The organism is Pseudomonas sp. FW305-E2 (genome assembly GCF_058782925.1).
In genome coordinates this window covers 155,942-167,074 of record NZ_JBYSYE010000002.1, presented here as the reverse complement: position 1 = coordinate 167,074, position 11,133 = coordinate 155,942, and the positions used below count along the sequence as shown (strand labels likewise).

At 60.9% G+C, this 11,133-nt stretch carries 13 protein-coding genes; 12 read left to right on the top strand and 1 reads right to left on the bottom strand.

Features of this window, described 5'->3' with window-relative positions:
• Positions 1-83 precede the first annotated feature (83 nt).
• Positions 84-863 carry a peroxide stress protein YaaA gene (gene yaaA / locus AC3WLP_RS03385; protein WP_088513324.1) on the bottom strand — a complete coding sequence of 260 codons (780 nt, stop codon included), beginning with the start codon at positions 861-863 and terminating at the stop codon, positions 84-86.
• Positions 864-1,000: 137 nt separating this feature from the next.
• Between yaaA and AC3WLP_RS03380 the strand changes: the two genes are divergently transcribed.
• The 12 genes from AC3WLP_RS03380 to fapE all read left to right on the top strand — a co-directional run bounded on the left by AC3WLP_RS03380 (position 1,001) and on the right by fapE (position 11,110).
• Positions 1,001-2,128: a polysaccharide deacetylase family protein gene (locus tag AC3WLP_RS03380; protein ID WP_088513325.1), complete on the top strand. Its 1,128-nt coding sequence runs from the start codon at positions 1,001-1,003 to the stop codon at positions 2,126-2,128.
• Positions 2,129-2,409: 281 nt separating this feature from the next.
• A complete protein-coding gene (locus tag AC3WLP_RS03375; RefSeq protein ID WP_003251772.1) occupies positions 2,410-3,804 on the top strand; it encodes a PhoH family protein in 1,395 nt (464 codons plus the stop codon).
• A 195-nt stretch (positions 3,805-3,999) separates the two neighbouring features.
• On the top strand, positions 4,000-4,470 hold the full coding sequence (gene moaC, locus AC3WLP_RS03370; protein WP_003251775.1) for a cyclic pyranopterin monophosphate synthase MoaC: 471 nt from the start codon (positions 4,000-4,002) through the stop codon (positions 4,468-4,470).
• Positions 4,470-4,715, top strand: coding sequence for a molybdopterin converting factor subunit 1 (gene moaD, locus AC3WLP_RS03365; RefSeq protein ID WP_003251777.1), 246 nt, complete (start codon positions 4,470-4,472; stop codon positions 4,713-4,715). The genes moaC and moaD overlap by 1 nt, the downstream gene beginning before the upstream one ends.
• A 2-nt stretch (positions 4,716-4,717) precedes the next feature.
• Complete coding sequence (gene moaE, locus AC3WLP_RS03360; protein ID WP_012053667.1) at positions 4,718-5,164, top strand: molybdopterin synthase catalytic subunit MoaE; 447 nt, start codon at positions 4,718-4,720, stop codon at positions 5,162-5,164.
• Between the two features lie 457 nt (positions 5,165-5,621).
• Positions 5,622-6,188 carry a nicotinamide riboside transporter PnuC gene (pnuC, locus tag AC3WLP_RS03355; RefSeq protein ID WP_088512249.1) on the top strand — a complete coding sequence of 189 codons (567 nt, stop codon included), beginning with the start codon at positions 5,622-5,624 and terminating at the stop codon, positions 6,186-6,188.
• Positions 6,185-6,754, top strand: coding sequence for an AAA family ATPase (locus AC3WLP_RS03350; RefSeq protein WP_088512250.1), 570 nt, complete (start codon positions 6,185-6,187; stop codon positions 6,752-6,754). Before pnuC ends, AC3WLP_RS03350 begins: the two co-directional genes overlap by 4 nt.
• A gap of 297 nt (positions 6,755-7,051) precedes the next feature.
• Complete coding sequence (fapA, locus tag AC3WLP_RS03345; RefSeq protein ID WP_003253914.1) at positions 7,052-7,489, top strand: functional amyloid chaperone FapA; 438 nt, start codon at positions 7,052-7,054, stop codon at positions 7,487-7,489.
• A gap of 1 nt (position 7,490) precedes the next feature.
• A complete protein-coding gene (gene fapB, locus AC3WLP_RS03340) occupies positions 7,491-8,069 on the top strand; it encodes a fibril amyloid subunit FapB (protein ID WP_088512251.1) in 579 nt (192 codons plus the stop codon).
• 49 nt (positions 8,070-8,118) lie between these two features.
• Positions 8,119-9,570 carry an amyloid-like fimbrin subunit FapC gene (fapC, locus tag AC3WLP_RS03335; RefSeq protein WP_088512252.1) on the top strand — a complete coding sequence of 484 codons (1,452 nt, stop codon included), beginning with the start codon at positions 8,119-8,121 and terminating at the stop codon, positions 9,568-9,570.
• A gap of 61 nt (positions 9,571-9,631) precedes the next feature.
• Complete coding sequence (gene fapD / locus AC3WLP_RS03330; protein WP_012052567.1) at positions 9,632-10,312, top strand: fibril amyloid maturation endopeptidase FapD; 681 nt, start codon at positions 9,632-9,634, stop codon at positions 10,310-10,312.
• Positions 10,313-10,357: 45 nt separating this feature from the next.
• On the top strand, positions 10,358-11,110 hold the full coding sequence (gene fapE, locus AC3WLP_RS03325; RefSeq protein WP_004577465.1) for a fibril amyloid subunit FapE: 753 nt from the start codon (positions 10,358-10,360) through the stop codon (positions 11,108-11,110).
• Positions 11,111-11,133 lie beyond the last annotated feature (23 nt).

The window sequence follows — 11,133 nt, the reverse complement described above, 5'->3', positions numbered from 1 at the left end:
GCTGCTGGCCTCTTCGCGGGTGAACCCGCTCCTACAGGTAGCGCATTACCTGTAAGAGCGGGTTTAGCCGTGAAGGGGCAGGGTCACTCCGAGGGGTGATCGCGCAGGAACACCAAATGGTCCGGCTTGGACTGCTCGGCACTGTAGTAGTACCCCTGAGCATCGAACTGCTTGAGCTGATCCGGGGTGCTGATGCGCTGCTGGATGACGAAGCGGCTCATCATGCCGCGGGCTTTCTTGGCGTAGAAGCTGATGATCTTGTACTGGCCGTTTTTCTGGTCCTTGAAGTCGACGTTGATCACCCGGGCCTTTAGTGCACTGCGTTTCACTGCACTGAAATACTCGTTACTGGCCAGGTTCAACAGCACGTCATCGCCTTGGTCGGCCAGGGCCTGGTTCAGCCATTCGCTGATGCGCGTGCCCCAGAAGGCGTACAGGTCCTTGCCGCGGGCGTTGGCCAGCTTGGTGCCCATCTCCAGGCGGTAGGGCTGCATCAGGTCGAGCGGGCGCAGCAGGCCATATAGGCCCGAGAGCATGCGCAGGTGGTCCTGAGCGTAGCTGAAGTCGTCGTCACTCAGGCTCTCGGCATCGAGGCCGGTGTACACGTCACCCTTGAACGCCAGCAACGCCTGCTTGGCATTGACCGGGGTGAAGTCTGGGGTCCAGCTGCCAAAGCGCGCAGCATTCAGGCCGGCGAGCTTGTCGGACAGGTGCATCAGCTCGCTGATCTGCGCCGGCGACAGTTCGCGCAGTTGCTGGATCAGGGCCTGGGATTCATCCAGGTACTGGGGCAGGGTGAAACGCTCGGTCACTGGCGGGGTGTCGTAGTCGAGGGTCTTGGCGGGGGAAATCACCGTCAGCATCGGGTCGGCTCCTGGCATCGTTGGCCGAGGATTCTACGGGGTGGGCGGTACAAGTCCAAACTATGGCGACGATAGTCACAGCCCATGGTCGGTGCAGGCGCTATAGTTCGCGTTTTGCCGTTGCGGAGCCTTCCACTGTGCGCATTGCTTCTGCCTTGCTGGCCGGCCTGCTGAGCCTGGCCGTGCAAGCCGCCCCTTCACCTCAGGTCAGCCTGGACCGCAGCCTGTGGCCCGAACAGCTGGACAGCCCGGCGCTGTTCGATGTGGCCTCTCGGGCAGAAATTCTATCGTTCGCCCAAGTGCTGCACGAAAGCGAGTTGCTGGATGACGCAAGCCTGGCGGCCCGGCTGGGGCTGCGGCAGATCAACCTGCAGAAGGTGCGCCAGGTTCGGGCGCGCATGTGGCAGCGGTTGTGGGAGGGTTATCAACAGGCGCAGCGCAGTTGTGAGCAGGATGCATCATTCTGCTATCCGATTACGTCCATGGCGGAATTGCGTACACAATCGGCGACGTTCGCTGTCGATGTCGGTGCGTTCTATGCCGGCTGGATCGAGCCGAGCCACCAGTTTCATGTCCGCTACCTGGACGAGCAACTGCGCAAGGCGGCGTTGCTGCCGCAGACCAGCAGCGAAATCGAGCGGTTGTCTTCGCGTGAGCGCAAGGGTGACGAACTGAACGACCGCATGTTCCTGCTGACCTTTGTCGGCGGGCCCGGGCCCGAGGGGGGCAGTACGGATCTACTCACCGATTACCTGCGCCGGCAAAAGCTCGAAGGCACGTTCTTCACGCTCGGTAACCGCTTGCAGCAACGCCGTGATGGCGCGGCGGCAAATGCCTTGCGCCAGCTCTATGGCGGGCAGTGCGTGGGTATTCAGGGGTGGGAATACCGCTCCCATGCGCAGTGGACCGACTGGCAGGATTCGCTGCGGCGCAGCCAGGCGCGGGTGCAGGCTGATCTACCCGAGCAGTATGTGCCGCTGTTCCGCCCTCCTTATGGCCAGCGCCGGGCTGACGGCGAAGCGTTCATGGCCCGCCAGCAGTTGCGGGTATCGTTGTGGGACATCGATGCCCAGGATGACGGTGCATTGAGCGCAGAAGCGTCCGCACAGCGCGTATTGACCCTGATGCTGTTGTGGCGCAAGGGCGTGATCCAGTTTCATGACAGCCTTCCCAAGGCGCAGCCGGCGGTGGAATGGTTGCTGCGCAATACTGCGCAAAGCGGCATCGGCTGGGAGGATTGCCGGGAATATGGATACCGCGAATAGAGGGTATGACTTTTGAGCGTAGTCCCCTCTGACGCTGGCGCCAAGGCCTCTTCGTCAATCGGAAAAATAAACTTCAAAAATGCGTAAAAATGCTTTTTACGGTCATGGTTTTTGCGGTATGAAGAAACCAGACAGCCGATTCCTGCAGCACAGGTGGCGTCATCCAGGCCCACCTAGCCAGGTTCGCTTCCCGCCCGTAACAACGCGGATACGGGAACAGCGGCAGTCACTCTGCGGCGTAACAGACCACGCCGTGTGGCTTCGACATAAGGTGACCGAGTATGGATGACCAAGGACGCAACCCTTCCTCCAGCAAGCCAATCCTGTATGTGCTCGATACCAACGTCCTGATTCACGACCCTAACGCGTTACTGAACTTCGAGGAGCACCATGTCGCCATCCCGATGACGGTGCTGGAGGAACTCGACAAGCTCAAGACCGGCAAACAGAGCATCGCCGCCGAATGCCGGCAAGCCATCCGCCTGATAGACCAGACCCTCGGTGACGCTTCGCCCAGCGATGTCGAGCAGGGCGTACCGATCCAGCGCAACAAGAGTGGCCCCAAGGGGTTCCTGTCCATCCTGATGACCCCGCGCAACGAGCCGAACAAGCTGCTGCCGGAAAACCTCAACGACAACATCATCATCAACCAGTTGCTCGAAGTCCGGGCCCGGCGCACCGACCTGGATGTCGTGCTGGTCACCAAAGACATCAACATGCGCCTGAAGGCGCGCGCTTGCGGTATAGCGGCTGAGGACTACAGCACCGACCAACTGGTCGATGACGTGTCCTTGTTGTCCAAGGGCTACCATTCGGTCACCGGCTCGTTCTGGGACCGCGTGAGCAAGGTCGATACCCGCCAGGAGCGCGGCCGCACCTGGCATCGGGTGCAGATGATCGACAACCTGCCAGCTGTGCACGTCAATGAGTTCATCATCGATGAGCAGGGCTTCGTCGGGTGGATCAAGGGCATTCGTGACGACGAACTGCTGCTGCTCGACCTGCACCAGGAGCCGTTGCTGCACCAGGAAGCCTGGGGCCTGAAACCACGCGACATTCACCAAAGCCTGGCGCTGTTTGCCCTGCTGGACCCGGATATCCACCTGGTGAACCTGACCGGCGCCGCCGGCTCCGGTAAAACCATCCTGGCACTGGCTGCGGCCATCGAGCAAACCATGGTCAGCAAGCGCTACCGGCGCATCATCGCCACCCGCAGCGTGCAGGGGCTGGACCAAGAGATTGGCTTCCTGCCGGGTACCGAAGCAGAGAAGATGGAGCCGTGGCTGGGCGCCATCACTGACAACCTCGAAGCTTTGCACATGGATGACGAAAGCACCCATGGCAGCGTCGAATACATCCTTGAGCGCGTGCCGCTGCAGTTCAAGTCGCTGAACTACATCCGTGGCCGCAGCTTCCAGCAGAGCCTGATCCTGATTGACGAGTGCCAGAACCTGACGCCGCACCAGATGAAAACCATCATCACCCGTGCCGGCTCCGGGTCCAAGGTGGTCTGCCTGGGCAACCTGGCGCAGATCGACACCCCCTACCTGTCCGCGACCAGCTCGGGCCTGACCTACCTGACCGAGCGCTTCAAGGACTTCCCCCACGGCGTGCACATCACCCTGCAGGGCGTGCCTCGCTCGGTGCTGGCCGAGTACGCCGAGTCTCATTTGTAAACCCTGTAGCCGGGCAGATTACTGCCCGGCCTCTTCGTGGACACGCCCGTTCACAGGATCTCCACTTGATTCGAGGCCGTGGAGCTCCTGTGGGAGTGGGCGTGCCCGCGAAGAGGCCAAACCTGCCGACACATACCTCTGCTCAAACCTGACCCACAGGTTTACACTGCGAAATCCCTTTACAGGAGCAGAGCAGTGCTGACACATCTTGATTCCCAGGGGCGGGCCAACATGGTCGACGTCACTGAAAAGGCCGTGACCGAGCGCGAGGCTACCGCCGAGGCGCGGGTGCGCATGTTGCCGCAGACCTTGCAGATGATCGTCGACGGTGAACACCCCAAGGGTGACGTGTTCGCCGTGGCGCGCATTGCCGGGATACAGGCGGCGAAAAAAACCAGCGACCTGATCCCGCTGTGCCACCCGCTGATGCTCACCAGCGTCAAGGTCGAGCTCAGCGCCGAGGGGCAGGATGCCGTGCGTATCGTCGCCCGCTGCAAGCTGGCCGGGCAGACCGGTGTGGAGATGGAGGCGCTGACCGCCGCCAGCGTGGCCGCGCTGACGATCTATGACATGTGCAAGGCTGTGGATAAAGGTATGGTCATCGAGCAGGTGCGCCTGCTGGAAAAACTCGGTGGCAAGAGTGGCCATTACAAGGTGGAGGCGTGATGAAGGTCAAGGTGATGTACTTCGCCCGTTACCGCGAACTGTTGGGCGTGGATGCCGAGCGGGTGGAGGGTGCGTTCAAGGTGCTCGATGATGTGCGCCAGGCCTTGGTTGCCAAGGGCGGGCAGTATGAAGTGCTGGCCGAGCAGAACCTGATGTGCGCACGCAACGAAGAGCTGTGCAAGCTCGATGAACCGCTGGAAGAGGGCGATGAAGTGGCGTTCTTCCCACCGGTGACCGGAGGCTGAACATGGCTGTACGAGTGCAGGAAGGCGCGTTCGACCCGGGGGCTGAGACCAATGCCATGCATGCAGCCAATGTGGGCGTGGGCGCGGTGGTCGGTTTTGTCGGCTATGTGCGGGATTTCAACGATGGCCGCGAAGTGGCGGGGATGCTCCTCGAACACTATCCGGGCATGACCGAAAAGGCCTTGGCGAAGATCGTGGTCGAGGCCGAGCAGCGTTGGCCGCTCTTGAAAGTGGAGGTGCTGCACCGCATCGGTGCGCTGGAACCGGGCGAACCGATTGTGTTCGTGGGGGTGGCCAGTGCCCATCGGCAGGCGGCGTTCGATGCCTGCAACTTCATCATGGACTACCTGAAGACCCGGGCGCCGTTCTGGAAGAAGGAGAATACCCAGGAAGGGCCAAGGTGGGTGGAGGGGAAGCGGAGTGACCAGGATGCGGCGGGGCGCTGGTGATCAAGGCGCCACCGGTCGCCTGTAGGAGCGGGTTTACCCGCGAAAGGGCCGGCCCTGCTGGCCAATCTCCCCCCGACAATTTGCGCATCAAAGCCGCCGGGGCCGCTGCGCGGCCCAATCGCGACACAAGGCCGCTCCCACAGATTGATCGCGTGTAGCCCGCTGAAGGTCAGTGATGATACGAGTCATCTTCACCGGCAAAGCTGATTGACACACCACTGGATGGGTGGAGGGGAAGCAGAGTGACCAGGATGCGGCGGGCCGCTGGTAATCAAGGCGCCGCTGATCCTTTGTGGGCATGCCCGCGAAGGAAGCAACGCGGTGGATGGCACCGGCGCTGCCGGTGTTCGCGGGTAAACCCGCTCCTACAACCGGGTATCCCACCGCTGCGCCCTACACCTTCACCGGCCGACCCGCTACAATCTCGCCCCTTCCCCGTAGCCTCCAAGGATCGCCGATGTCCGGCCTTGAACTCATTGCCGCCCTCCTCGGCGTAACCGCTGTCTGGCTCACGGTCAAGCAGAACGCCTGGTGCTGGCCAATCGGCCTGGTCATGGTGCTGATTTATGGCTGGCTGTTCTACGAGGTAAAGCTGTACTCGGGCATGTTGCTGCAAGTGGCCTACGCCATCCTGCAACTGTACGGCTGGTGGCAATGGAAGCGCCCCGGCCACGCTGAAGACGCCCGTCAGGTCTCCCGCCTGCAACGCCCGGCACTGTTCACCGGCCTGGCCACCGGGGTGCTGCTGAGCGCCGCCCTGGGCGCGGCCATGGCCAACTGGACCGATGCCGCCCTGCCCTGGCTGGATGCCACCCTGACCGGATTCAGCCTGGTGGCGCAACTGTGGATGGCGCAGAAACGCCTGCAGTGCTGGCCCCTGTGGGTCGTGGTCGACATCATCTATGTGGGCCAATACCTGCATCAGCAGTTGTATTTCACCGCCGCCTTCTTCGCCGTGCTCACCCTGATTGCTGTACGCGGCTGGCTGGAATGGCGCCGCGACCCGGCGTTGGTACAGCCATGAGTGCGCCACAAGCAATGAAAGTGCTGGTACTGTGCGGCCCAGAATCCAGTGGCAAAAGCTGGCTTAGCGGGGTGATCCAGGCACATTTTGGTGGCGTGGTGGTGGGCGAGTACGTGCGCCATTTCATCGACCAGCAATGCCGTGACACCTGCTACGCCGATATTCCCGCCATCGCCCGCGGGCAACTGGCATGGGAGGACCGTGCGCGCGAGCTGGCGCCCCCACTGCTAATTCTGGACACCCACCTGCTGAGCAACATGCTCTGGAGCCAGGCACTGTTCGACGACTGCCCAACCTGGCTGGAAGAGGCACTGCTGGCACGGCGTTACGACCTGCACCTGTTGCTCAGCCCGCAAGGGGTGGACTGGATTGCCGATGGTCAGCGTTGCCAACCCGATCTCAGCGATCGTCAGCGCTTTTTCGACGACAGCCAGGCGTGGCTGAGGCGGCACAACCAGCCGCACCAAATACTTGATGGCAATTGGCCGCAACGCCAATTGCTGGCCTTGCAATCGGTTGCTATGCTGCTTGGTAGCGATGCGCCATCATGCCCGACCGAGTGTTAAACCACTGACACACTCCGGTGGGGCAAAGCCCCCGAAATTGCGGGGCTTGACCCTGTCCTGGGGGCAGTGTCAAGCCCGTGAAACACACTTGCAAAAACCCTTCCAATCAAGGCCACAGCTGACTTTGCCGGCAACGCGCAGGGCAAGCTGTTTCAAGCCTGAGACAACATGCGCCGCATTTTGTCAGCCTCTTGCCCTAACTATCTGATCTAAAAAAGATTCTAAAAAGCGGCACACCTTCTGCTCTGTCGTTCGCATCGCTGAACAGGGCCAGCGCTCAAAGAAGGAGTTGCCGTCGTGAGGAAACGTGACAAACGCCTCTATCACCTATTACTGGTGGGTTGTGTACTGGGGTCACTCAGCCTGACGGCTCAGGCGGACAAGGGGATCATCATCATCAAGCGCGATGTGCAGGTGCGCAACGCGACCATCCCCCCTCTGATCCCAGACCCGAGCCCTACCACTGTCAATGCCAACCCTTCTGCCCACGTGCTCAAGCAAACCAACGAGCTGAGCGATGGCGACTTCGCCGGCATCAGCAGCGGTGCAGGCATCAGCAACCTGGTCACCCAGCAGACCAACAACCTGGGTGGCAACCTCGGCAACCAGAACCAGCTTCCCAACTTGGCGGGCGGACGCGGCACGGGGTCGGGTAACGGTATCTCGAACATGGTCAACTCGAGCGTGCAGCGTGGCCTCGCGCCGCTGCAGATTCTGACCGGCGGGGGCAAGTGAGATGAAGCGCACACTGCTGATGCTGGCCGCCCTTTGCACTGCGCCGGCCTTTGCGCAATCCCTGGTTCCCGTCATCAACAACGCCGATATCGACAGTTCAGGCAGCCGCTATCAGGGCAACCTCTCTGTCAACCAGGCCGCTGGCGACAAACAGCAGCAAGTCAATGCGCGGGCCATCGCCGTCGGCCCCGAAGCCAATGCAAGCATCCAGATCCGGCAACGGCTCAACACGCCCGCCGACCCCGCGATGGACGCCCGCTCAACCATCCAGGGCAACGCTTTCAGCAACGGCAGCGGCGCCCTGGGGGTCAACCAGAGCGCAGGTGCCAACACCCAGCAAGCCAACGCACTGAACATCAGCATTGGCGCACAACCGCAAAGCATCGACGACAGCGTCCTCATGCAGCAGAACGTGGCGCTGATCAACAACTCAGGAGCAACTGACATTCCAGCAGGCTATCGCCAGGTCACCACCAGTGACCAGGCCTTCACCGGTAGCCGAGGGGTGATCCAGTTGAACCAGAGTGCCGGGGTGGGAAACCGAATGGCCAACACCTTGAGCATCCGGGTCGCGGATTGACCCTGCAGTTAAGAACGACACTTAACCTAATAGCGTACGGAGAATCACCATGAAACCCTCGATGGCAATCAAGCCTCTGGTTTTCGCAATTGCTGCGGTCATGGCTGTTGCTGTACAAGCTGGGCAAAATGATCGGCGTAATGACCACCATAACGGCCACCACAACAATGGTCATCACACGCCTCCACCCACCAAGATCCCTGTGTATGCAACGGCCAATGCCTGGGATACCCAAACCAGCACTCGCAACCGCATCTCCAATGAAGGCACCATCAACGAAGCCGAGATGAGTGACTCTGGCACCGGCTCCAGCGGCAACGTTGGCATAAACGTGGCGGCCGGTAACGGCAACCAGCAAGATAACGCCGCTGCCATTGCCAACGCAGGCTCCGACTCGAGCCTGGACAACAGCTTCGTGTTCGGCATGGCCAGTGCCACAGCTGACGTTGTGCAAACCAGCAGAAACAACCGGGTCGACAACTATTCGACCCAGTCTTCGGCTGTGATGAGCGGCTCGGCCAGCGGGGCTGAGGGCAACATTGGCATCAACGTTGCCGGTGGCGACCTCAACCAGCAGAAAAACACCATGGCCATCGCCAACACCGGTGCCCCGCTGGGTAACGCCACTGCCACGGCTTCGGCCAATCAGGACGGCCCAGGCCTGATTGTAAACAACAGCGCCGACCGCACCTATCGGGTGGATACGATTACCATCACCAAATCGGCCAGCGGTTCAAGCTCGAAGGAAGGCAGCTTCAACTCGACCGACGACCGCAGCTCGTCTTCGAGCTTCAGCGTCGCCGGTGCGCAAAGCGCCAGTTCCAGCGGCTCCAGTGGCTGGAACTCCAGCGGCTCGCAATCCAGCAATGCCAGCGGCTCCCACAACTCGAGCGCAAGTGGCTCGTTCGGCTGGGATGCCAGTGGCTCTGCCAGCGGCAGCCACAGCGCCTCGAGCAGCGCCAGCCTGGCAGCTTCGCTGGACGCTGCAGCCAACGCCACGCGTACCTTTACCACCGATGATGGCCGTCGCGAGCGCACCCGCTCCAGCACCTTCGATGGTTCGCTGAGTGCGTCGCTGGATGTGTCGGTCGACAAGTCGCACGAAAGTGCATACGACTCGTCGTTCGAGAAAGCATTCGACTCCAACTACGACAAGTCGCATCAATCGGCGTATGACAAGTCCAAAGAATCTTCGTACACCAAGTCTCACGACTCTTCGTACGAGAATGCTTCGGCGTCCGACTTCTCGAAGTCTGGCGAGAAATCGAAACAATCCTCGAACGACGTTTCGAAGAGCTACAGCGAAAGCAGCGCCTACGACTTGAGCAATACTGTGTCCTTCCAAGTGCTGACCCCGACCGGCTGGGCCAACCCAGTTACCAACACTGCAACCCTTAGCGGTTCGGTGAACGGTGGCAGCGGTAACCTGGGCGTGAACGTAGCAGCCGGTGTGGGCAACCAGCAAAGCAACTCGCTGGCCATCTCCAACACTTCGTTCTGACCGCTGTGCTTGAGGCCCCCTTCGGGGGGCCTTTCTTCAACACACCGTAAGGCATCCGATCATGCGTATTTTCGCCTTGGCGTTTTTGCTGTGCCTGGCCAGCGTGAGCGAAGCTGCACAAATGCCGCTGTCCGTCCTGCCGGGCGGCGCTGTGGTGTTCAAACCGATCCAGAGCTTGCGTGAACGTAAGTTCGCCGACCTGGTGCAACAAAAGACCGACTTCAGCTGCGGCGCCGCCGCGCTGGCGACCATCCTGCGCCAGGCGTACTGGCTGGATGTGGACGAACATCAGATCATCGAAGGCATGCTGGCCCACGCCGACCAGGACCTTGTGCGCACGCAAGGCTTCTCGATGCTCGACATGAAGCGCTACGTCGAAAGCCTCGGGATGCGTGCCCGCGGTTACCGGGTGGCACCTGAAACCCTGCACAGCGTACGCATTCCTGTCGTGGTGCTGATGGATGTGCGCGGCTACAAGCACTTCGTGGTCATGCAGAAAGTCGACAAAGGTTGGGTGTACATCGGTGATCCGGTGCTGGGCCACAGGCGATACAAGGTCGACGATTTCCTCAAGGGCTGGAACGGCATCATCTTCGCGGTGATCGGCCAGGGTTACGACAAGAACAACATCCTGCTCGACCCGCCCCTGCCACTGACCGCCAAGGGCCGGGTGAACAACTTCACCCCCGTGCAGGACGCAGAGCTGCTGGACTTCGGCTTCATCAGAAGCGACTTCTTCTAACGACTGTTCTAATGACAAGGAGCATGAAGCTCCAGGGAGCATTTCATGAAGACTTCATTGTGGTTGGCCATCGCCTGCCTGGCAGCCAGCTTGCCCAGTCACGCAGAGGCGTTGAAACCCATCGAACTGAAGGACCAGGAGCTGGCCAACCTCCGGGGCCGCTATGTGATGCCCGGACGAATCGTGAGCTTCGGCATTGTCATGTCCAGCACCTGGCAAAATGCAAAAGGGGATGTGATCGGGGCAACGTCCACGCTGCAGGTTCAGCAATCGACCATCAAACCCCAGTTCTATGTCTCGATGATCGATAGAAAAGGCGCAGGTACGGCGCCGAGCAGCGCGTCTGCTGCCGGGACTGGCGTGGTAACGGGCGGCAACGGCCTGACCACCACCGAAGGTGTGACCCAGGTGGTCCGTGCAGCCGGTGACAACAACGCCGCTTACAACAACGTCGATATCAATGTGACCAAAGCCAACCAGGCCCCCGCCGTACAACAGCAAGGCCAGGTACTGGCCGCCGGCCAGACCCTGGTCGGGGAAAATGGCGCCGGCGCGCTCAGTGTGTCCTCAAGCGGTGTGGGCGTGCAGCTCAACATCAATGCCAGCAACAACCAAGGCAGCAGCGTGCAACGCCTGGCCCAAGGTGGCCTGCTGCAGAACTCGACGCTGCTTGGCAACGGCAACCTGGTCAACAACGTCACCACCCTGAACGTTGTCATGCGCGAGAGCGTGCCGACAGCGGCTTCCCTCAACGGTAGCCTCGACCAGCTCAAAGGTCTTCGCACCTTCGGATACTGATCTACGCTCAGTCTCATCAAAAG

What these genes read in the sequence shown, in the direction of transcription:
- yaaA (WP_088513324.1), bottom strand. Translation starts at nt 863, where the DNA reads ATGCTGACGGTGATTTCCCCCGCCAAGACCCTCGACTACGACACCCCG.
- AC3WLP_RS03375 (WP_003251772.1), top strand. Translation starts at nt 2,410, where the DNA reads ATGGATGACCAAGGACGCAACCCTTCCTCCAGCAAGCCAATCCTGTAT.
- moaD (WP_003251777.1), top strand. Translation starts at nt 4,470, where the DNA reads ATGAAGGTCAAGGTGATGTACTTCGCCCGTTACCGCGAACTGTTGGGC.
- moaE (WP_012053667.1), top strand. Translation starts at nt 4,718, where the DNA reads ATGGCTGTACGAGTGCAGGAAGGCGCGTTCGACCCGGGGGCTGAGACC.
- pnuC (WP_088512249.1), top strand. Translation starts at nt 5,622, where the DNA reads ATGTCCGGCCTTGAACTCATTGCCGCCCTCCTCGGCGTAACCGCTGTC.
- AC3WLP_RS03350 (WP_088512250.1), top strand. Translation starts at nt 6,185, where the DNA reads ATGAGTGCGCCACAAGCAATGAAAGTGCTGGTACTGTGCGGCCCAGAA.
- fapB (WP_088512251.1), top strand. Translation starts at nt 7,491, where the DNA reads ATGAAGCGCACACTGCTGATGCTGGCCGCCCTTTGCACTGCGCCGGCC.
- fapC (WP_088512252.1), top strand. Translation starts at nt 8,119, where the DNA reads ATGAAACCCTCGATGGCAATCAAGCCTCTGGTTTTCGCAATTGCTGCG.
- fapD (WP_012052567.1), top strand. Translation starts at nt 9,632, where the DNA reads ATGCGTATTTTCGCCTTGGCGTTTTTGCTGTGCCTGGCCAGCGTGAGC.
- fapE (WP_004577465.1), top strand. Translation starts at nt 10,358, where the DNA reads ATGAAGACTTCATTGTGGTTGGCCATCGCCTGCCTGGCAGCCAGCTTG.